The 19,269-nt window shown below is 55.5% G+C and carries 22 protein-coding genes and 1 tRNA gene; 9 read left to right on the forward strand and 14 right to left on the reverse strand.

Features of this window, described 5'->3' with window-relative positions; all coding sequences use genetic code 11:
- Positions 1 to 52: 52 nt before the first annotated feature.
- The 3 genes from dnaG (at position 53) to HEP82_RS08560 (ending at position 4,091) form a co-directional block, all read left to right on the forward strand.
- Positions 53 to 1,807 carry a DNA primase gene (gene dnaG / locus HEP82_RS08550; protein ID WP_192457690.1) on the forward strand — a complete coding sequence of 585 codons (1,755 nt, stop codon included), beginning with the start codon at positions 53 to 55 and terminating at the stop codon, positions 1,805 to 1,807.
- A 155-nt stretch (positions 1,808 to 1,962) separates the two neighbouring features.
- The gene (gene rpoD, locus HEP82_RS08555) at positions 1,963 to 3,804 is read left to right on the forward strand and encodes an RNA polymerase sigma factor RpoD (RefSeq protein WP_192457691.1); all 1,842 of its coding nucleotides are present in this window, start codon (positions 1,963 to 1,965) and stop codon (positions 3,802 to 3,804) included.
- Between the two features lie 211 nt (positions 3,805 to 4,015).
- Positions 4,016 to 4,091: transfer RNA gene (locus tag HEP82_RS08560), tRNA-Ile, on the forward strand.
- Between the two features lie 153 nt (positions 4,092 to 4,244).
- Here the strand turns inward: HEP82_RS08560 and HEP82_RS08565 are convergent.
- From HEP82_RS08565 to HEP82_RS08575, 3 genes are all read right to left on the reverse strand, one after another.
- Positions 4,245 to 4,592, reverse strand: a complete 348-nt coding sequence (locus tag HEP82_RS08565) for a hypothetical protein (protein ID WP_225622383.1) — start codon at positions 4,590 to 4,592, stop codon at positions 4,245 to 4,247.
- Positions 4,593 to 4,626: 34 nt separating this feature from the next.
- Positions 4,627 to 4,869, reverse strand: a complete 243-nt coding sequence (locus HEP82_RS08570; RefSeq protein ID WP_072143205.1) for an ogr/Delta-like zinc finger family protein — start codon at positions 4,867 to 4,869, stop codon at positions 4,627 to 4,629.
- A gap of 160 nt (positions 4,870 to 5,029) precedes the next feature.
- Positions 5,030 to 6,202 (reverse strand): phage late control D family protein, encoded by a 1,173-nt coding sequence (locus tag HEP82_RS08575; RefSeq protein WP_192457692.1) that lies wholly within the window; start codon positions 6,200 to 6,202, stop codon positions 5,030 to 5,032.
- A 160-nt stretch (positions 6,203 to 6,362) separates the two neighbouring features.
- Here HEP82_RS08575 and HEP82_RS08580 point away from each other — a divergent pair, with 160 nt between their 5' ends.
- The 6 genes from HEP82_RS08580 to HEP82_RS08605 are packed head-to-tail and all read left to right on the forward strand — an operon-like array spanning position 6,363 to position 12,009.
- A complete protein-coding gene (locus HEP82_RS08580; RefSeq protein ID WP_192457693.1) occupies positions 6,363 to 7,556 on the forward strand; it encodes a phage tail sheath subtilisin-like domain-containing protein in 1,194 nt (397 codons plus the stop codon).
- A gap of 2 nt (positions 7,557 to 7,558) precedes the next feature.
- On the forward strand, positions 7,559 to 8,074 hold the full coding sequence (locus tag HEP82_RS08585; protein ID WP_192457694.1) for a phage major tail tube protein: 516 nt from the start codon (positions 7,559 to 7,561) through the stop codon (positions 8,072 to 8,074).
- A gap of 50 nt (positions 8,075 to 8,124) precedes the next feature.
- Positions 8,125 to 8,424, forward strand: a complete 300-nt coding sequence (locus HEP82_RS08590; protein WP_192457695.1) for a phage tail assembly protein — start codon at positions 8,125 to 8,127, stop codon at positions 8,422 to 8,424.
- Between the two features lie 32 nt (positions 8,425 to 8,456).
- Positions 8,457 to 8,573, forward strand: coding sequence for a GpE family phage tail protein (locus HEP82_RS08595; protein WP_072143192.1), 117 nt, complete (start codon positions 8,457 to 8,459; stop codon positions 8,571 to 8,573).
- On the forward strand, positions 8,570 to 11,488 hold the full coding sequence (locus HEP82_RS08600) for a phage tail tape measure protein (protein WP_192457696.1): 2,919 nt from the start codon (positions 8,570 to 8,572) through the stop codon (positions 11,486 to 11,488). The genes HEP82_RS08595 and HEP82_RS08600 overlap by 4 nt, the downstream gene beginning before the upstream one ends.
- An 11-nt stretch (positions 11,489 to 11,499) precedes the next feature.
- Positions 11,500 to 12,009, forward strand: coding sequence for a phage tail protein (locus HEP82_RS08605; RefSeq protein WP_192457697.1), 510 nt, complete (start codon positions 11,500 to 11,502; stop codon positions 12,007 to 12,009).
- 59 nt (positions 12,010 to 12,068) lie between these two features.
- On the opposite strand, the gene HEP82_RS08610 is transcribed toward HEP82_RS08605, so the two are convergent.
- The 11 genes from HEP82_RS08610 to HEP82_RS08660 all read right to left on the reverse strand — a co-directional run bounded on the left by HEP82_RS08610 (position 12,069) and on the right by HEP82_RS08660 (position 19,267).
- A complete protein-coding gene (locus tag HEP82_RS08610) occupies positions 12,069 to 12,692 on the reverse strand; it encodes a tail fiber assembly protein (RefSeq protein ID WP_192457698.1) in 624 nt (207 codons plus the stop codon).
- On the reverse strand, positions 12,692 to 14,686 hold the full coding sequence (locus HEP82_RS08615) for a phage tail-collar fiber domain-containing protein (protein ID WP_192457699.1): 1,995 nt from the start codon (positions 14,684 to 14,686) through the stop codon (positions 12,692 to 12,694). Before HEP82_RS08615 ends, HEP82_RS08610 begins: the two co-directional genes overlap by 1 nt.
- Positions 14,683 to 15,294 (reverse strand): phage tail protein I, encoded by a 612-nt coding sequence (locus HEP82_RS08620; protein ID WP_192457700.1) that lies wholly within the window; start codon positions 15,292 to 15,294, stop codon positions 14,683 to 14,685. Before HEP82_RS08620 ends, HEP82_RS08615 begins: the two co-directional genes overlap by 4 nt.
- Complete coding sequence (locus tag HEP82_RS08625; protein WP_192457701.1) at positions 15,281 to 16,189, reverse strand: baseplate J/gp47 family protein; 909 nt, start codon at positions 16,187 to 16,189, stop codon at positions 15,281 to 15,283. Before HEP82_RS08625 ends, HEP82_RS08620 begins: the two co-directional genes overlap by 14 nt.
- A complete protein-coding gene (locus HEP82_RS08630; RefSeq protein ID WP_192457702.1) occupies positions 16,186 to 16,524 on the reverse strand; it encodes a GPW/gp25 family protein in 339 nt (112 codons plus the stop codon). Before HEP82_RS08630 ends, HEP82_RS08625 begins: the two co-directional genes overlap by 4 nt.
- Complete coding sequence (locus HEP82_RS08635; protein ID WP_192457703.1) at positions 16,521 to 17,042, reverse strand: phage baseplate assembly protein V; 522 nt, start codon at positions 17,040 to 17,042, stop codon at positions 16,521 to 16,523. The genes HEP82_RS08630 and HEP82_RS08635 overlap by 4 nt, the downstream gene beginning before the upstream one ends.
- Before the next feature lie 88 nt (positions 17,043 to 17,130).
- A complete protein-coding gene (locus HEP82_RS08640) occupies positions 17,131 to 17,763 on the reverse strand; it encodes a phage virion morphogenesis protein (RefSeq protein WP_192457704.1) in 633 nt (210 codons plus the stop codon).
- Positions 17,760 to 18,245, reverse strand: a complete 486-nt coding sequence (locus tag HEP82_RS08645) for a phage tail protein (protein ID WP_192457705.1) — start codon at positions 18,243 to 18,245, stop codon at positions 17,760 to 17,762. The genes HEP82_RS08640 and HEP82_RS08645 overlap by 4 nt, the downstream gene beginning before the upstream one ends.
- A gap of 41 nt (positions 18,246 to 18,286) precedes the next feature.
- Positions 18,287 to 18,460, reverse strand: a complete 174-nt coding sequence (locus tag HEP82_RS08650) for a hypothetical protein (RefSeq protein ID WP_192457706.1) — start codon at positions 18,458 to 18,460, stop codon at positions 18,287 to 18,289.
- A 34-nt stretch (positions 18,461 to 18,494) separates the two neighbouring features.
- Entirely contained in the window at positions 18,495 to 18,980 is a 486-nt protein-coding gene (locus HEP82_RS08655; RefSeq protein WP_192457707.1) for a glycoside hydrolase family 24 protein, read from the reverse strand.
- Positions 18,977 to 19,267: a phage holin family protein gene (locus HEP82_RS08660; protein WP_192457708.1), complete on the reverse strand. Its 291-nt coding sequence runs from the start codon at positions 19,265 to 19,267 to the stop codon at positions 18,977 to 18,979. Before HEP82_RS08660 ends, HEP82_RS08655 begins: the two co-directional genes overlap by 4 nt.
- Between the last annotated feature and the right edge of the window lie 2 nt (positions 19,268 to 19,269).

The following is a 19,269-nucleotide window of genomic DNA, read 5'->3' on the forward strand; positions in this document are numbered from 1 at the left end:
TTCCGAAAGGAATGCGCGGCTTATTGTCGTTTATAAGCTATGACAGGGGCTTATGGCTGGACGTATTCCGCGCGTATTCATTAATGACCTGCTGGCTCGCACCGATATCGTCGATCTGATCGATGCACGAGTGAAGCTGAAAAAGCAGGGCAAGAATTATCATGCGTGTTGTCCGTTCCACCATGAAAAAACCCCGTCATTCACTGTTAATGGTGACAAACAGTTCTATCACTGCTTTGGGTGTGGCGCTCACGGCAATGCCATTGATTTCCTGATGAATTATGATCGTCTGGAATTTGTTGAAAGCATTGAAGAACTGGCGGCTATGCATGGCCTCGAAGTGCCTTACGAAGCTGGAACCGGGCCAAGTCAGCTAGAACGCCATCAGCGACAAAGCCTTTATGAGCTCATGGCGCAGTTGAGCGTGTTTTACCAGCAAACTCTTGACCAACCGGCCGGGCGTGCTGCCAGAGAATACCTGAACAAACGCGGTCTGAGTGATGATGTCATCAAACAGTTTGCTATTGGCTGTACGCCAGCGGGTTGGGACAACGTACTAAAACGCTTCGGTAGAAGCAGTGAAGACCGCAGTACGTTGACGGATGCAGGCATGCTGGTAACGAACGAACAAGGGCGCAGCTATGATCGTTTCCGCGATCGAGTCATGTTCCCTATTCGTGATAAACGCGGTCGGGTCATTGCGTTTGGCGGCCGGGTTATGGGAGACGGCACGCCCAAATACCTTAACTCGCCGGAAACAGAGGTTTTCCATAAAGGGCGGCAGTTGTACGGCCTTTATGAATCACAGCAGAAACATCCGGATCTGAAAAAGCTTCTGGTTGTAGAAGGCTATATGGATGTAGTGGCGCTGGCTCAATTTGGCGTCGACTATGCGGTGGCATCGTTGGGAACATCGACCACGGCTGATCACATTCAGTTACTCTTCCGCGCCACAGACCAGGTCGTTTGTTGCTATGACGGAGACAGAGCCGGTCGCGATGCGGCATGGCGTGCGCTGGAGACGGCGCTTCCCTATCTGGATGACGGTCGGCAATTGCGTTTTATGTTCCTGCCGGATGGCGAAGATCCAGATACGCTGGTGCGTAAAGAGGGAAAAGCAGCATTTGAACAGCGTATCGAACAGGCTATGCCGCTATCGGCGTTTTTGTTCGATACATTGTTGCAGCAGGTAGATATGAGCACCCCAGACGGTCGGGCCAAGCTCAGTACGCTGGCGCTGCCGTTGATAAGTCAGGTTCCCGGCGAAACGCTGCGTCTGTATCTGCGTCAGCAACTGGGGCAAAAGCTGGGGTTGTTGGATGACAGCCAACTTGATCGACTGATGCCCAGGATCTCCGAGCAGACGTCGTCCTACCAGCCTCCCCGGCTAAAAGTCACAACTATGCGTATACTGATAGGACTTTTAGTGCAACATCCGAGACTGTCGGCAGAAGTGCCGGATCTTTCTCTGGAAGGCATTGAAGAAAACCGAATGCCCGGGCTGAGCCTGTTTCTGGATGTGGTGAAAACCTGCAGCGAAAGCCCAGGAATGAGTATGGGATTGTTACTGGAAAAATATCGTGACAGCCCATACCGCAGACAGCTTGAAACTCTGGCGTCCTGGGACCATATGATCGAAGAAGAAGAGCTCGAAGAAAAATTTAGAATCAGTCTGGCAGAGCTTTACGATCAATTGTTGCAACAACGGCTGGAAGCGCTGATCGCCCGCGACAGAACCCACGGGCTGAATGCCCAAGAGCGCAAAGAACTTTGGTCACTGCAGTTGGCGCTGACCAGGAAAAACTGATTACCCGAGGCTTAACTGCCGATAAATAGTAGGGTCGAGCCCTACAGAGTGCCGTTCAGGGGCAACGGCGATAATAAAATTACCCCTAATGTTATTGTTAGTGCTTTACGCTAACCAACACCAACCTCAATATTCTGAAGTGTGGATATCGTCTTATGGAGCAAAACCCGCAGTCACAGCTCAAGCTACTTGTCACTCGTGGTAAGGAGCAAGGCTATCTGACCTATGCTGAGGTCAATGACCATCTGCCGGAAGATATCATCGACTCCGATCAGATCGAAGACATCATCCAGATGATTAATGACATGGGCATCCAGGTAATGGAGGAAGCGCCGGATGCCGATGATCTTATGCTGGCTGAGAACACCGCCGATGAAGATGCCGCAGAAGCAGCAGCGCAGGTGCTATCCAGCGTAGAATCTGAAATCGGGCGCACCACCGACCCGGTACGTATGTATATGCGTGAAATGGGGACCGTCGAACTCCTGACTCGTGAAGGAGAAATCGATATCGCCAAACGCATCGAAGACGGCATCAATCAGGTACAGTGCTCCGTAGCCGAATATCCGGAAGCGATCACCTACCTGCTTGATCAGTACGATCGCGTTGAAGCCGGTGAAAGCCGTCTATCCGATCTCATCACCGGCTTTGTCGATCCCAATGCAGAAGAGGATCTGGCCGCCGCAGCGCCTGAAAGCACTGAACTGGAAGGCGAAGAGATTGAAGACGAAGAAGACGAAGAAGAAGAAGAAGACGGCGATAACTCCGATAGCGATGACGATAACAGCATCGACCCGGAGCTGGCCCGCCAAAAATTCACCGAATTGCGTGAACAGTACGAAGCGACTCGTCTGAGCATCAAGGCGCATGGCCGCAGCCATCAGTCCGCGATCGACGAGATCAACAAGTTGTCCGAAGTCTTCAAACAGTTCCGTCTAGTACCGAAACAGTTCGATCTGCTGGTCAACAGCATGCGTTCCATGATGGATCGTGTCCGCACACAGGAACGTTTGATCATGAAGCTGTGCGTTGAGCAATGCAAAATGCCGAAGAAAAACTTCATGACCATGTTCACCGGCAACGAAACCAGCATCAAATGGTTCGAAGCTGCGCTGGCGATGGGTAAGCCCTGGTCTGAAAAACTGCGTGAAGTTACCGAAGATGTTGAACGCAGCCTGCTGAAACTTCAGCAGATTGAGGAAGAAACCGGCCTGACCATCGAACAGGTAAAAGACATCAACCGCCGTATGTCGATTGGTGAAGCCAAAGCGCGTCGCGCCAAGAAAGAGATGGTGGAAGCCAACTTGCGTCTGGTTATTTCGATTGCCAAGAAATACACCAACCGCGGCCTTCAGTTCCTGGATCTGATTCAGGAAGGCAACATTGGCCTGATGAAAGCAGTAGATAAGTTCGAATACCGTCGTGGCTACAAGTTCTCCACTTACGCCACCTGGTGGATTCGGCAGGCAATCACTCGTTCCATTGCGGATCAGGCGCGCACCATCCGTATTCCGGTGCATATGATTGAGACCATCAACAAACTCAACCGTATTTCCCGTCAGATGCTGCAGGAAATGGGCCGTGAGCCTACCCCGGAAGAACTGGCCGAACGCATGCTGATGCCGGAAGACAAGATCCGCAAGGTGCTGAAAATCGCCAAAGAGCCGATCTCCATGGAAACGCCGATTGGCGACGATGAAGATTCGCATTTGGGCGATTTCATTGAGGATACCACGCTGGAACTGCCGCTGGATTCCGCAACCTCGGAAAGCCTGCGTTCCGCCACCCATGACGTGCTGGCCGGTTTGACGGCTCGCGAAGCGAAGGTGTTACGCATGCGTTTCGGTATCGACATGAACACCGACCACACGCTGGAAGAAGTGGGCAAACAGTTTGACGTTACCCGTGAACGTATCCGTCAGATTGAAGCTAAGGCACTGCGTAAACTGCGTCATCCGAGCCGCTCCGAAGTGCTGCGTAGCTTCCTGGACGACTAATATCGATATTCTTTTGTCTACGAGAAAAAACCCCGGTCCTCCGGGGTTTTTTATGTTCATAGCATCGCTATTCGGGCAACAGAGTCTATCTGCGGCTTGATAACCGGGATTCATGAATCAGAACAACGATCTGTACTGCATAGAAAACGAGCATATGACTACGCGGCTATAGACCTGACTTTGCCGATTACCCTATAATCGGCAGCCACCCGGCCCCTTAGCTCAGTGGTTAGAGCAGGCGACTCATAATCGCTTGGTCGTTGGTTCAAACCCAACAGGGGCCACCAGATTTTAGCTTTAGAATCATATTATTAGGCCACCTTTCGCGGTGGTCTTCTTATTTATATCGCCAAGGGTGGCGATAAAATGGCGATGTAATTTCATAAAAAAACCCGCAGCGGCTCACCATGCGGGTTTATCGATTATCAAGCTATGACGCCCTACTCACCTTTTGCGGTCACGTTTTCTGTATTCGTCCAGAGGTCGATGAGCCGCCCACCCGCATAGATCTTGACGTGGGCCACTCCGCTAAATGTCCCCAGCGACACAACATCATCTATAGGCAGCCCCGCCTTTACAGGCGTGCATTCAGTTTTCATTATCTTGTCATACGCCGGCCGGTCTTTATGACGCAGAATTGCCGACAATCTTTCAAACGCATCTTCTGAAATACAAACCGGATAATCGCCCGTTAGGTGCGCCGCACCCGCATTAAAGCCCACCCCCAGAGTCATGACTAATATCGTTTTTATAGCTCGATTCATAAATAAAATTCCGTCGATATACATGAATTTCCGCAAATCGCGGAGTAGATAACAATCGTTAGATTAATAAATCTAACTGATTCTCTCCCAGATGACTACGGGGAAAAACACTGGAGGGGACACAAGCTCCGGGCGCAGGTCGAGTGTCATTTAATGAACCGTCTATATATGTCGTGCTAGTAAAACAGTGCCCACACAGCATATTTTGACACTGATGATAACTACGCCTTGTCAGCTCTGTTATTTCAACGCTAGTTCGGGTTTTGGCAGTTGCGCGGCATTTTGGACATTTGAGCGCCATGATATTTCCCCAGTGTGGTTGTCAACACCATCATTATACACAGTTGGTAAATATCAGAATAAAAAATACACTAATTTAGAATTACCTCCCCGCAAAGCGGGGCAGTAATTATCACTGTGGCAGCTTAAACGTCACTCTCGACAACAAACTCTGATGAATATTAGTCGTCGTCATCATCAACTGTATCATCTTCCGGTTCCTTAATATTCCAGTCTGTAATCCTCACTTCAAATTCCAGCGATGTAGTAAATCCGCTGCTGCCGATTTCATGCATACAGCGCGTAATCACCCAGTCAGCCGTGTCAATCGCCAGTTTAAACCCCGACATTCTTGCATGAAGTTCCGGATACAGATCAGCGCGCCCGCGAGCCAGCGTCATGTTAAATTCCGCCGCGCCGCGCTGGAGTTTACGCCAGTGCGCATCTGCAGCGATGCGGGCCGCTCGCTCGGTCTTGAACGTCTTTCGCATCACAAACACGTTGCCATCTGTGCCGACAAGATAGCCACCCTCCCTCGCGCTCGATGCAGGCTCTTTTTTCTTTTTTGTTGCCGTTCTGGCCGTTGTCCTGCGACGACGCCTGACTTTTTTCGGCTTTGTTTTACCGAAGTTCAAATCCAGCCAATATGCGGTCACGCCGGTGTACGCATCCCTGTCAGCGACACGGAATGAGTGACGGTCGCCACCGCTTCGAGTGATAGTAATGACAGGCAACGGCTTACCACTTTGTGACAGCGATTGGCCCGGCACAAAAAATAACAGCATGCCGTTTTTCACCGTTGCCACTGCGCCGACCATTTCCGCCATGCGCGTGAGGAACGAGATATCAGACTCATTGGTCTGGTCGGCGTGATCGATCTCCAGCTTTGCCAGATGTGCCGACACACCCGCTTTCAGCCCGTACCGTTTCGCTATCGCAGACACGACCTGCTCAACAGTAACGTTGTGCCAGCTGTATTCGCGCCGCACGTTGAATGTGTTTCTAAAATCCGCGCTGCGGGCGCTGACAATCAACTGATCAGGCGGCCCCTGATGCGTGATTTCGTCTACAGTGAAAACCCCTTTATCGATCAGCGGCTCACCCTGCCAGCCTAGCGCGACACGCAATTTCGCCCCCCTGTCCGGCAACGACAGTTTTCCATCCGCGTCGTCCAGCGTAATTTCCAGTGTGTCCGCCTCAAATCCCCGATTGTCTGTCAACGTCAGCGACATCACGCGATTGTTGAGTTCCGTTATCTGGTCGCCGCCGAGGCGAATTAAAAACGCCGGGCGTGGCGAGTAATCGCCCAGCCGGTCTGAAATGTCGCTGATCGCACTGCTGATAATGTCTGACATGCTGCTCCGCCGCTCTGTATTGATGCCCCATTTTGACTGCGCGCGCGCGTAACAACGACGCCCGTCGATTGTCGCCGACCCGCGACACCGCAAACGCCGTGCGTGTGAGCTGAACGACAGCGATGATGATGACGGACATTTGACAGATCGAGGCTATGACATGAGTGATACCTATCACCACGGCGTCAGCGTTGGCGAATCGACCGACCTCAGCACCATCATCACCGATATCCAGTCGGCAGTGATCGGCGTGGTCTGTACCGCTGATGATGCCGACGCCAGCACATTCCCCCTAAACGAGCCGGTTTTGCTGACGCGCGTGGCCAAAGTGCTCGGCAAAGCGGGCAAAACCGGCACGCTGTATAAAACGCTGAAAGCGATTTCTGACCAGACCAGCCCGTACACCATCGTTGTGCGCGTCGCCGATGCCAGCAACATTTCGGCCGCCAACGGCGAAACCGCACCGACGCAGGATCAGCTGGTTATCGGCGGCACGGACGCAAACGGGCGTTATACCGGGTTGTATGCACTGCTGACCGCAGAGGCGCGAGTAGGCTACCGCCCGCGTATACTCGGCGTTCCCGATTTGGATTCGCAACCCGTCACCGCACAATTAGTCGTCATTGCAGAGAAACTCCGCGCGTTCGCGTATGCCGCCGCGTACAACTGCAGCACGATGGCGGACGCAGTCGCGTATCGCAAAAATTTTTCACAGCGTGAGCTAATGATTCTCTGGCCGGACTGGATCGCGTACAACAGCCATTCAGGCAGTAACGAAACCGCGCCGGCGGTGGCGTATGCGCTCGGTCTGCGCGCCAAACTCGACGAGGAACAGGGCTGGCACAAAGTGCTGTCCAACGTTGCGGTGGATAACGTGCTGGGCATCAGCAAGGATGTGTATTTTTCGTTGCAAAGCATCGACAGCGATGCGGACTACCTGAACAGCAACGCGGTTACTACGCTGATCAAACAGAACGGCTTCCGATTCTGGGGCTCACGAACCTGTGATACCGAAACGTATATTTTTGAAAGCTACACCCGAACCGCACAAATTCTGGCGGATACCGTCGCCGAGGCGCATTTTTCATATATCGACAAACCGCTGACGCCATCCCTGGCAAAAGACACTATCGACGGCATCAACAAAAAGCTGTCGGCGCTGGTCACGGCGGGAAAACTGCTGGGCGCAAAGTGCTGGTATGAGACCGACGCCAACACCAGCGAAACACTGCGCACTGGCAAGCTAACCATCAAATACAACTACTCGCCCGTTCCGCCACTGGAACACCTGGATCTGGTACAGGAATTCACGGACGAGTATTACGCCACATTCGCTAACACGTTCGGGGGCTGATCATGGCGCTGCCTAAGAAACTTAAGTATTTCAACATGTTTATCGATGGCGACAGCTATCTCGGCATGATCCCGGAACTGACGCTGCCCAAGCTCAGCCGCAAAACAGAGGATTATCAGGGCGGCGGGATGCCCGGCAGCGTCGCAATCGATCTCGGAATGGAAGCGGGCGCACTGGATATGGAGCTAACGTTAGGCGGCATTGACGCCCAACTGCTGAAAAAATACGGCTCTGCCGCTGCTGACGCCATTCAATTGCGTTTTTCCGGCTCGTACCAGTCGGACGACACCGGCGAAATCATTTCCGTCGAGGTACAAACGCGCGGACGGTACACGGAGATTGATACCGGCTCGGCAAAAATGGGTGATGACTCAACGTGCAAGTTCACGCTCAAAAACACGTACTACAAGCTGACGATCGCTAGTGACGACGTGATTGAAGTGGATGTACTCAACGCCGTGTTTAAAGTCGGCGGCACTGACCTCATGGAACAGCACCGCGCCAATATGGGGCTGTAATCCGCCCCATACACGAACCGAACCGAAACTATTTTTAACCGGAGATAACCATGCCACAGACTATTACGTTGCAAACCCCACTCACCCGTTCCGGCGGCGATGTAACCACCGTCATCATCACCGATTCGCTGAAACAGGCCGGCAGCCTGCGCGGGCTGAAAGTCTACGATGTGATGACGTCCGACGTTGACGCACTGATGACACTGATCCCGCGCGTCACTAGCCCGGCACTGACGCAGGATGAATTGCGCCATATGGACGTCTGGGACTTTTGCCAGTTTGCTAACGCGGTGGCCACTTTTTTGCGGCCGAATTCGGCACCGACCGAGCCGGAGACGGTAGCCGAATAACACAATGCCCGTTTGAGTGCATTGAAGACCCAATGGCAGACATCGCCGCCATTTTCCATTGGCCGCCGTCGGCCATGTACGACATGACGATCAGTGATCTGATCGCATGGCGGAGCCGGGCGGCCGCGCGAAGCGGAACCCCGGAATGACAGATCGCAACCTCAACATCAAAGTGGCCTTTGGTGCCACTAACGGCATCAGCGCCGCCGCCGGTTCTGCACGGAACAGCACGGCGGCGCTGGCCGCACAAATCAAAGCCACGCAATCCACACTCAAAGACCTGGAGCGGCAAGCCAGCAGCTTTGATCGCCTGAGTACCGCAAGCAATAAAACCGCACGCGAACTGGAAGCCGCCAAATCGCAGGCGGCCGCCATGCGCGCGGCATACGGCCCGCTAAAGGGTCGCACAGACGAACAAACAGCAGCACTGGAGAAACAGCGTTCGGTTATCGCTCAGCTGTCGCGCGCTCACTCTACAGAGCAACAGAAACTCACGCAGATCACGACGGCCATCGGTCAGCATGGCGTCGCGCTCGACCGCAGCAAGAGCGCCACCGATCAAATCAGCCAGGCCACCGCCCGCTATAACCAGCAACTGACCGAGCAACAGCGCCGATTAGCCACTGCAAGCGAGGCACAGCAACGCTACGACAAAGCCAAAGCCACGCAGGAGAAGTTAAAGGATACGGGCGGCAAGGCGCTGGCCGTTGGCGCGGCGACACTCGCACCAGCTATTGCGTCAGTGGCTACCTATTCCGGCACGGAAGACGCTATGAAAGGCGTCGCGAAACAGGTCAACGGCCTGTTGGATGACAACAATCAGCGCACCATTCATTACAAAGAAATGCAAAGCGCGATACAGGCGCGCTCAGAAGTGATGCCATTGCAAAACGGCGCTATCGATTACGCCGCACTGGTGGAGGGCGGTGCGCGAATGGGGGTTACAAACAATGATGACCCGTTTGAAAAACAAAAAGCCGACCTACTGGCGTTCGCAGACACTGCCGCGATGGCGGCCAAAGCGTTTGAACTGCCCGCCGAGCAACTGTCAGAAGACCTCGGTAAGATTGCTGGACTCTATAAAATCCCCACGCAGGACATTGAGCGGTTGGGCGACACGATTAACTACCTGGACGACAACGCAAAATCCAAGGGTAGCGAGATCATTGATGTAATGAAGCGCGTCGGTGGCGTTGCCGATCAACTGGGGTATAAAAACGCGGCGGCGCTGGGCTCGACATTCCTCACACTCGGTGACGCCCCCGAGATTGCGGCCAGTGCCACCAACGCCATGGTGCGAGAGCTGTCTATCGCCACGATGCAGGGCGACAACTTTTTAGAGGGACTGAACAAGCTCGGACTGAGTGCGAAAAAGATCCAGCAAAATATGTCCAAGGACGCGATGGGCACCATCATCACCGTGCTGGAGGCAGTAAAAAAACTACCTGAGTCTGAACAAACCCCCGTATTAACCAGAATATTCGGCAAGGAATTCGGTAAAAACGCCGGAAAACTGGCTGGCAACCTGCCAGAGCTTTACCGCCAACTGGAACTAGTCAAAGGCTCGGCATCAAAAGGGTCAATGCGTAAAGAGTCCATTGTTGACGCAGACTCACTGTCGTCTCAGTGGCTACTGCTCAAAGCGATGACAAAGAACACGGTAAGCGACGTTGGCGAGTCCCTACGCCCAGAGCTAATGAAACTACTATCGTCATTTCAGTCGCTCACGCATGGCGTAAGACAGTGGATCGCCGCACATCCTCAGGCGGTTGCAGTCATGGCACGGGCTATTATCGTGATCGGTATGCTTGCAACAGCGCTCGGCTCACTAGCACTGATAGCCGCCACGGTATTAGGGCCGCTGGCTCTACTACGCATGAGCATTTCCACGCTGTCCGGCGGTAGTGGCAGCGGCGGGTTGTCATCACTGGGCAGTGCCGGTATGAGCGTTTTCACTGCGCTGCGCACAGGGATCATGCTGCTGATTAGTCCCATCAGTTTAATCGGGATGGCAATAGTCGGCGCGGGCCTGCTGATTTACAAATACTGGCAACCCATTCAGGCGTTTTTCAGCGGTTTTTTCACCGGCGTGATGACTGCCCTTGAGCCGTTGAAAGCATCATTCGCGGCGCTGTCGCCAATTTTTGACAGCATCGGTTTTGCGATAGGTCGTGTGTGGGTCTGGTTCAAAGAACTGTTCGCTCCAATGCAGCAAACATCCCAGGATCTGGAAGCCTGCAAAAACGCGGGCGTGGCGTTCGGTAACGTGGTCGGCGCAGCGCTCAACGGGCTGGTCAGCATCATCCTGAAAGTGGCATCAGAGATCGGCTGGTTACTGGAAAAGCTCGGCGTGATACCGGAAGCCGCGAGCGCCGCCGCAGCGGCGGCAAACCAGATGAATAATGCGATGCCGGAAAAAGGCGATGGGCCGAAAAAGCCGGTGATGTACGTCTGGGATGAGAAGCAGAAAAAAATGGTGGCTGAGGAGTGGAAACCGTCTCAGCCCAAAAAGGAGGATGCTGCTGTCATCAAGGCGGGCGACGCCGCAAATGACAACAAGCCGAAGGAAACACCAAAACCACTGGCCAGCGCACTGGATCTCACGGGTCACAACGAGCTGAAACGCGACAAGGGCCAGGAGACCACGCCGGAAACCGAAACAAAGGATCCGAACCGGCTCGGCGATATCGTTTTCAAAAACCTGCCACCGGCCATGCTGCTGAGCAACGGCTATGCCGAGCCGCGCATAGCCGCATCCGTAGCCGCAGCACCGGCCGTGGCAAAATCAGGCGCGGCGGGCGCGGGCTCGCCAGCATCGCCGCTGTCCGTTCAGCCTGCTGCCGCGACAACGCCAGTCAGCAATTCCGCTGCAGCACAGATAAAAACGGCGATGTCTGCCGGTATGGCAAACACTGACAATTACGTCATTAACATCAATATCAACGACGCGCGCGCACTGGACGAAAACAAACTGGCGGCACGCATTCGGCAGGAAATCCAATCAATCGAGCGCAACAAACAACGCCGGCGTGGCGCACAGTTCACCGACCACGCCGAAGCCTAGGAGCTACAACCATGATGATGATGTTGGGATTATTCCCGTTCATGCTCAGCACAACGCCGTACCAATCCCTTGAACAGCAATTGACGTGGCGGCACGTTAAAAACGAGCGCGTGGGCAAGTTCGCGCGCTATCAGTACGTCGGGCCGGGTGACGATAAAGTCACCCTGTCCGGCGAGCTATATCCGGAGATAACCGGCGGCGATATGTCTCTTTCGATGCTGACCGCGATGGCATCCACCGGTAAAGCCTGGCCGCTGATTGAGGGCACTGGGCGAATTTACGGCATGTACGTTATTACCGGTATCAACGAAACGCGCAGCCTGTTTTTTGACAACGGCAAGGCACGGCATATCTCATTTTCGTTGAGCCTGGAGCGCGTGAATGAAGATCTGCGGGAAATGCTGGGCGGGACAGGGGACATCAGCACCATGTTGGACGCGCTCAGCAGCGCGACCAGCGGATTAAACAGCATTAGCAGCACAGTGACGGACACAATCAGCACATTAAAAGGGATAGTCTAACGGCCCCACAGGGCCGTTTTCGGTCTTATTACATCGCCAGAATCGGCTATGCGCGATAGCTATTCAGCTGGGATTTCGGGCCAGTCGATATCCGGCGCGGTGGCAGTGTCAATACGTGACAATTGCACCAGATAGGTTTTCCATGCCGTCAGCGCGTTTTGTTCAGCCTCCGTCGCTATCTCCAGATCCACCGCGTACGTTAATTCTGCCAGCCGTGCCGCTGCCACCGATTTGCGTGCCGTCAGTTCCCGTTGCGCCTCTGCTGTTGCCGCTGCCTGTTGCGCGGCGGCGTCCGTTACCCATGCGGATCCACTCCACTTATCGTACTCCGTTGTCGGCGCCAACAGCGTCAGCTCATCCGGCAGCTCACCGAGTGCGGTCACGGTTTGCGGTTTACCGTCGGCTGTGCCGTATGCAGTCTGACCACGATAGTCGGAGACATGCTCCCATCCCTCGCCGTCAGCGCAGCGCCGCAATGCCTGACCCGCCGGCGGCAGGTCGGGCGCGTCGGCGTAACTGTCGGCGGGCAACCCTGTACCGACCATCAGATACTCATAGCTCGCGCCCATATACTCGCGCGTCAGTGGGTCGGCATGGTAAACCGTCAGCCAACCCGCCCGCTCAGCCAACCCGTTCTGACCCAGCGCAGCGCCTTTTACAGCAACAGAATATTTCTCACTCATTATGCAGCTCTCACGATGTAGTTAAATGCGACGTTGCGGGGGCGCACCGTTATCCAGTTTACGCCGCCCGAAAATACGGTATTGCTGGCTGTACCAGAAACGCCGTTATCTTTTCCTGCACCGCCAGCCATCAGGGCGCCATTGGGATAGCGTTGATCTGTAAATCCGATTGTGCTCATCAAGCTGTCCGCGTCGGCATACCCGACCCCGATATACACGCTCGTGCTATCCGTATCGCTGCCGTTGTAATCCATTGCGCCAGTTCGTAACGCGGTCGCACTCTGTTTACTGGCAATGGTGCGCCCGCTATCCACACCACGCCCGTCATCCCAGCCACGAATAAACTCGCCACGGAGATCCGGCAATGTGCCCGACGGGTACGCCGCCGCCAGTTTTGGATAGGTAGTTTTATCAAACGACTGGCCGTTGCATTTCAGCCAGCCGGTCGGGGCGGTCGCCTGCGGCCAGGGCAGCGGAATACCGGCAATCTCTGCTGCGAACCAGCCTGATGTAATGGCGGCGGAGCTGTTATCTCCCGCAGCCGGCGCGGTGAGCGTGACGGTGCTGGTGATTTTTGTGGTTTTCCCGGTTCCTGGGGCGATAGTGATATCGCCGCTGTCTGCCAGCGCGATGCGGTTACTCCCTTTGCCCCCCAGTTCCAGCCAGCCGTTGCTTTCGCTACGTCCGACTATCCACAAAAACGCGCCGTCACTGTTGATCGCCCGAATGTACGACCCCGACGTCGGCGCTGCTGTTTTCTGCTGTAGATTGATTTGATTACCGTCGCCCGTGACGACGACCGGTGCGTTGATGCTCAGCGACTGCCCAGATTTTGGTTTGATAGAGATAGACCCATCATCCATCAGCGCCAGACTGTTACCACCCCGATAGCTATAAAACTGAGCATTAGCACCGGCGGCGGCATACGTCAGTTGCGCTATCTGAGAACCATCACTGGCCTGTAACGTCATCCCCACATCAGCATTAGCACTGGCTGCCTTAACCAACACGGCACCGGCTCCGTCGGCAGTCACTTTTACACGCCCGGTAAACGCCGGGCTGGATAGTGAGGCCAGCTCCTGCCATTCGCCCCAGATGAGAGTTGCAGGATTATACGAACGTATAAACATGCGGGGTCGGTTGCCTAGACCGTATGTCGTATACCGCTGAGTACACCCCTCTGTGCTGTTTGCCGTATTTTTCTCAACGTCTAACGAGCCAGCCTCTGTGATTGGGTAATGTAATGCCAATGAGGCACCTAGACTGGAACCCTGCCAGTATCGCCCCGCGAGAGAGCCGGTTAACCCATTTAAATCTGTGGCAGATAATGAACCGTAGATGGGTACTGCGTTGTTTTTGACAAACTCAGTGGTCGCCAACTGCGTCGAGTGGTCGCCAGCCGCCGCAGTCGGTGCCGTAGGCGTACCGGTCAACGCTGGGCTTTCAATCGGCGCATATTGTTTATGCGGATTGGTATCGGCGAGATGCGTCTCCATCAGGTTATCGGCGTGGGTCGTTACCTCGAGCGCATTGGTATCTACATACTTGCGCGTTGCCAGCACCACCGACGGGTCGATTTTCAGCGTGACCGCATCGGTACTACTGACAATCAAAATCATGCGCACCGTCTGCACTCGGCCGGAGCCTTCCTGTAACTGCGGTTTGTAGGTTTCCGGGCAATTGGCGACGGCAATCAGATTGCCAGTGGCATCATATAAACCGATTTCGCGGATCCACCATCCGCCCTCGTCCTCCGGGATAACCTGCTCGGCAATAATCTGACCGGGGTTTGCCGGGTCAATACTCAGGGAATTGAGCGGCGCGCGGCGGCGTTCATTGACCAGTTTGGTTTGTGCCGGGTCAGGCGTTGGCAATGCGCCGCCACCGTCGCCCAGTGCCATTTGTGTAATCGATAGTTGCCGTCCAAGTGCGGTGGCGTTTGCCAGCAACGCCGCGCCGGTGGTGGTCAGGATCGCGTAGTATTTGGTTGTCATGCGTTTACGCTCACGTTGTCAGAAAGATGAACCGCCACACCGCGCACATCGGCGCCAGTGGTGGTAATGGTTTCGGGGAAATAGGGGTAAACGGTCAGCGCATCGCCGCTGTACTGCCCGGCGGCAATCGGGATTTCACCCGCGCAGTCCATGACGATATTTAGCCCCAGCAGGTGCCGGCTCACTGGCTTTGCATCCGCAATTAAGCGCTCAAGCTCCAGATAGGTTTCTTCTGTGATGCCCGCATCCTGCACGCCGATATCCAGCCGGAAGGTACCGGGTACGCCGCCGGTCTGCCACCATTCAGTAATACGGATCAGGTAGCCGAACGGTTCGACGACACGGCGCAGAGCGCCTAGCGTGCCTTTGTGACGATGGATAAAAAACGCATCTTTAATGACCTGGCGCTTCACCTTCTCAGGCCAGCGCTCATCCCAGCGATCAACCGAAAACGCCCACGCCAGATACGGAAGAAACGACACAGGGCAGGTGTCGGGGTTCCACAGTTGGCGTAACGTCACGGGAACAGCGGATAGCGTGGCGCACGCCGTCGCGGCGTTTCGCTCCAGCGTTGAGGCATTAGCAGGCAATAGGTTACTCATCGACATATTCCATCGTTAACGCCGATTCCGAACAGTACGACGCCTGTGTTTTATCCAGAACGAGATCTGTCGCTGGCACCGCCAACTCTACACGCTGAACACCTTCGACATGCAGCGCGGCGAAGATGGCAGAGCGGCGAATATCACGCCCCAAACGATGCTGAGCGCTGACATACGCCGCCAGTTTTGTTTCTGCCGCAGACCGTACCGCCTCCGCCTCCGGCCCCTGATACAGATATAACGTCGCGTCAATGGCATAACTCACGACGGCCGCAGAATTAACCGTTACCCGATCGCCCACCGGTCGGACGTCTTCGTCACTCAGCGCTGCAGCGACAACGGCCAGCAGATCCGCCGACGCGGTACCGTCCCCCTCCGTTGACAGCACCGTGACCGTCACAGATGCGGGGCTGGGGCTGATAGCCGTGGCATCCGCTACGCGGCCGTCCGCACTGCGGGCGTGATACACATACGCTCCGACGGGCCCGGCAACACTCAGCCCCTCGAACGCAGATTGCGCGCGCGATCGCAGATCGGCGTCCGACTCCATCACCGCCGCAATGGTCGGAATAACCGCGTCGTCTGCGGCGGTAACGGTCAGACGTTCAACATTGAGATTGGCAGCCAGCTGATCCAGATCGGTGCCGGCGGCATACGCGAGCATGACCGCACGGGCGGCCTCGTTGATGCGCTGGCGCAACAGGATTTCACGATAGACGTTTTCCTGCAGCAACTTGACGATCGGTTCAGAGTCAAGCGCCAACACGGCCGCCACCGCTGCTAGCTCATCCTCGGGGTAAAGCGCGAGAAAGGCGGCCTTGCGGGTTTCCAGCAGGGCTTCATAGTCCAGTGATTCAACCACGTCCGGAGCTGTCAATTGCGACAAATCAACCGCGGTCATAGCGTCACCTCGGCACTGAACAGCGCGTCACTGTCGATACGTCGCCCGGTTATCGTCATCGTTGCATGTCCGGCCGACGGCACCCCGATAACAATCTGTGTTGGAACAATCCGCGGCTCCCAGCGCATCAGAGCGCTGTACACCGCAGAGATCATCCGCAGGTGCAACACGTCGTTGAACGGTTGGTCTATCAGCGAAAACAACCGGGAGCCGTATTCACGCCTCATCAGACGCGATCCGACGGGCGTCGTTAAAATATCGATGACGGACTGGCGAATATGATCGACATCCGCGATCGCCGCCCCCGTGCTAGCATTCAGCCCCACATAACTCATGCCGGCCCCCCGGAATTATCACTACCTGACCGGACGCCGGAATGCTGATGTGTATGCACGACAACGCCGTTAGAGGTCATATCGCCGCCGCTGTGCGTGACCGAACCGTTAATAGTGATGTCAGAGCTAATGACCATCTCACTGGCATTAATGACGACGTCTTTCACACCATCAATCAGCAACCGCCCGCCGTCCGGTTCGTACTCAAAGCGTGCGCCGTCTGGGAATACCGTCACCAGCGCATCATCCGAGACGGACGGCGGCGGGTTGTCGTTTGAAAAGATGGCGGGCAGTACAAGGGCAGTGGTCAACTCGCCGCCGATCGCCAGTAGCAACACCTGTTCCCCCCGTGAAGGCTTCCACCAGGTGCGAGCGCGCCCGGCACGGATAGTCATCCAGCGCAACCAGTCTGTTGTTAATCCACCGGTCTTTACACGGCACACTGCATTCTTGGGATCAACCGCCTCGACCACGCCGATACGAATCAGGTTTTGAATCAGTCGTTGCAATTCGTTCATGGCTGGCACCGTTTTATTATCACCGTGCCAGTGTGAGATCCCGCGCGCGCGCGGGCAATGTGTTGCGGTTGTCAGCGGATGGCGACAATCACGGCGGCTGAATGGCACTCACGATGGTGTCTGCCATCCAGTCAATGTCTGTTTCAGACAGACCCAGCAGTTCACGCGCCGGATACTGCACACGCGAGCGCCCCAGTTGTTCCGCTTCGCCATACTGGTGAATGCTGGCAATGGCGGCGGCCTGTCCGGAAAACCCAACCTCTACGCCGTCAGACTGTGCCGACGTGCGCAGGAATCGCGCCGTACGCAGACGGCGAAACATCTTGTCTTTGCGCTGTGTGGTCTTAGTGGTTTTGTTGATATCGATAGACAGGTACCGCTCAATGTCCGCGCGGAAGAACGAGCGCAGCGCGCCACGCTCAACGTCAAAGCCGGTGATCATGCGACCGCCACGGCCCCGGCTGTTACGCCAGTTCCGCAACTCGCGCACATCGTTATTCCAGAGAAACCGGATGCCGCCCTGAGTGCGTCGTGTAGCACGGCGGCGCGCGGCGTATGGCGTGCCATCCGGGTTTTTCTGTTGATTGATGCGCTTTTGCTGACGCTGACGCAACCCGGCGGCGAGCTGCAGCGACAGCCGTCGGCGCTGGTTATCTGCCAGATGCTGCTTAACTGTTTGCAGATATGCATCCAGTTCATGAAACAGCGCGTCGTCACTCATTTGTCACCCGCAGCATCACCGCTGACTGTGCTGGACATATCGCGCACAGCTATCGCCCAGCCGTCCATCCCTTCCATTAGATCCGGCGGCGCGTCAGCGCGGTGGCGGACAACCGGCTTTCCGTTCGCCGACGTCACCGCGACGGCTTCCGTCACCTGGATTTTTACCAGCAGGTCGATCGCGTCGTTGTTGAGGATATCCACCTCGAACGTGATGCCGTTTTTCTGATTGTCCGGATTAAACAACAGCTCCGGCTCATACTGTCGCGCCCATAGCTGGATCGGCAGCATGATATCGTCGGTACTGCCGGGAAAATCCATCACCAGCACTTCCAGCGTGTACCGGTATTCAAACGACGCAGAGGCACCACCCCGCCCGACGACGTGACCGCGCGGCACATATAACGCCAGGCGATCGGGGTTCGCACGCACCCACGGCACCATGCGGCTAATTTCCTGTCGTAGCAACTTAGGTTTCAGCATAATAACCCCGCAATGGGCAGGCAGCGCCCGCCCTTATCGCCTTACTTCCACTTGTCCGGCAGAGCCGCGCCAACTACCCCGGCCGCTGTCACGCCCGCCGACACTACCAGCGCCTGGGTATCCACACCCAGTTGCACGCCAAACACGCCCGCCACAAACAGGATGATCCCGCGCCACGTAGACGGCTCCTTCAGTCTTTCCAAAATGTAATTCATCACTACCTCTCATTGTTGTTACAGTGATAAGCGGTCAAGCCAAAACCCCGCCCGCCTGCCGAAAAACCGCTAGCAGTTTTTCGATGTTATGTTCACGCTGGCCGTAGCCCGCACCAGGCAGTGACGCCCAAATGTTATTGCACGCAACAATCGCACTCGCGATACGCCCGGTGATCACGTCATTGAATGCGCGACGCTCGCGGATCAGCTGGATAGCCAGTGCGTCCTGTGATTCGGGCCCGAAATCCGGCAGTTTCAACTGCGCCTTGTATGCAGGCCAGTAACGGTAGAGCTGTTGATAGCGCCCCGCTGCGGTAGAGCGCTGGCCCTGTTTGTTGAAAACCTTGGCAGGTCGCCCGCCCGCGAACGGATGATCTCGGTAGTCGGTGAAAATCTCCGGTTTACCGTCCATGCCGGTCACAACGACGTCATAGCCGCGATTTCTCGTCAGCGGGTGTGTCGCCGTGCCCTCTGAAAACGCCAGCATGTCGAGAAAGGCGGTCATGTTCAGGGCGTTCATTGCACGTCCTCCCCGCCCCGACTGGCTGCGCGGCGCTGGATCAGTAACTCGATAGTCTGATAGCCAGCGATACCCAGCGCGGCCCCGATTCCGTTAATCGCCAGGGGCGACAGCGTGGGGAATTGCACCAGCGCCGCCCCGGCCATCATGGAGACAAAGCCACCGAGCAATACCCGGCCGATAAACAGCCGCAGCGTGATCGGTTCACTGCCGGCCAGCACTTTTCCTACCGCGATCAACACACCGATAATGAACAGCGTGACAATGCTCTTTTCGCTTTCATTCATGT

The organism is Musicola keenii (assembly GCF_014855505.1).
GTDB lineage: Bacteria > Pseudomonadota > Gammaproteobacteria > Enterobacterales > Enterobacteriaceae > Musicola > Musicola paradisiaca.

Coding starts and splice junctions, on each gene's coding strand:
- dnaG (WP_192457690.1), top strand. CDS start 53: ATGGCTGGACGTATTCCGCGCGTATTCATTAATGACCTGCTGGCTCGC.
- rpoD (WP_192457691.1), top strand. CDS start 1,963: ATGGAGCAAAACCCGCAGTCACAGCTCAAGCTACTTGTCACTCGTGGT.
- HEP82_RS08565 (WP_225622383.1), bottom strand. CDS start 4,592: ATGTATATCGACGGAATTTTATTTATGAATCGAGCTATAAAAACGATA.
- HEP82_RS08570 (WP_072143205.1), bottom strand. CDS start 4,869: ATGGCGCTCAAATGTCCAAAATGCCGCGCAACTGCCAAAACCCGAACT.
- HEP82_RS08575 (WP_192457692.1), bottom strand. CDS start 6,202: ATGTCAGACATTATCAGCAGTGCGATCAGCGACATTTCAGACCGGCTG.
- HEP82_RS08580 (WP_192457693.1), top strand. CDS start 6,363: ATGAGTGATACCTATCACCACGGCGTCAGCGTTGGCGAATCGACCGAC.
- HEP82_RS08585 (WP_192457694.1), top strand. CDS start 7,559: ATGGCGCTGCCTAAGAAACTTAAGTATTTCAACATGTTTATCGATGGC.
- HEP82_RS08590 (WP_192457695.1), top strand. CDS start 8,125: ATGCCACAGACTATTACGTTGCAAACCCCACTCACCCGTTCCGGCGGC.
- HEP82_RS08595 (WP_072143192.1), top strand. CDS start 8,457: ATGGCAGACATCGCCGCCATTTTCCATTGGCCGCCGTCGGCCATGTAC.
- HEP82_RS08600 (WP_192457696.1), top strand. CDS start 8,570: ATGACAGATCGCAACCTCAACATCAAAGTGGCCTTTGGTGCCACTAAC.
- HEP82_RS08605 (WP_192457697.1), top strand. CDS start 11,500: ATGATGATGATGTTGGGATTATTCCCGTTCATGCTCAGCACAACGCCG.
- HEP82_RS08610 (WP_192457698.1), bottom strand. CDS start 12,692: ATGAGTGAGAAATATTCTGTTGCTGTAAAAGGCGCTGCGCTGGGTCAG.
- HEP82_RS08615 (WP_192457699.1), bottom strand. CDS start 14,686: ATGACAACCAAATACTACGCGATCCTGACCACCACCGGCGCGGCGTTG.
- HEP82_RS08620 (WP_192457700.1), bottom strand. CDS start 15,294: ATGTCGATGAGTAACCTATTGCCTGCTAATGCCTCAACGCTGGAGCGA.
- HEP82_RS08625 (WP_192457701.1), bottom strand. CDS start 16,189: ATGACCGCGGTTGATTTGTCGCAATTGACAGCTCCGGACGTGGTTGAA.
- HEP82_RS08630 (WP_192457702.1), bottom strand. CDS start 16,524: ATGAGTTATGTGGGGCTGAATGCTAGCACGGGGGCGGCGATCGCGGAT.
- HEP82_RS08635 (WP_192457703.1), bottom strand. CDS start 17,042: ATGAACGAATTGCAACGACTGATTCAAAACCTGATTCGTATCGGCGTG.
- HEP82_RS08640 (WP_192457704.1), bottom strand. CDS start 17,763: ATGAGTGACGACGCGCTGTTTCATGAACTGGATGCATATCTGCAAACA.
- HEP82_RS08645 (WP_192457705.1), bottom strand. CDS start 18,245: ATGCTGAAACCTAAGTTGCTACGACAGGAAATTAGCCGCATGGTGCCG.
- HEP82_RS08650 (WP_192457706.1), bottom strand. CDS start 18,460: ATGAATTACATTTTGGAAAGACTGAAGGAGCCGTCTACGTGGCGCGGG.
- HEP82_RS08655 (WP_192457707.1), bottom strand. CDS start 18,980: ATGAACGCCCTGAACATGACCGCCTTTCTCGACATGCTGGCGTTTTCA.
- HEP82_RS08660 (WP_192457708.1), bottom strand. CDS start 19,267: ATGAATGAAAGCGAAAAGAGCATTGTCACGCTGTTCATTATCGGTGTG.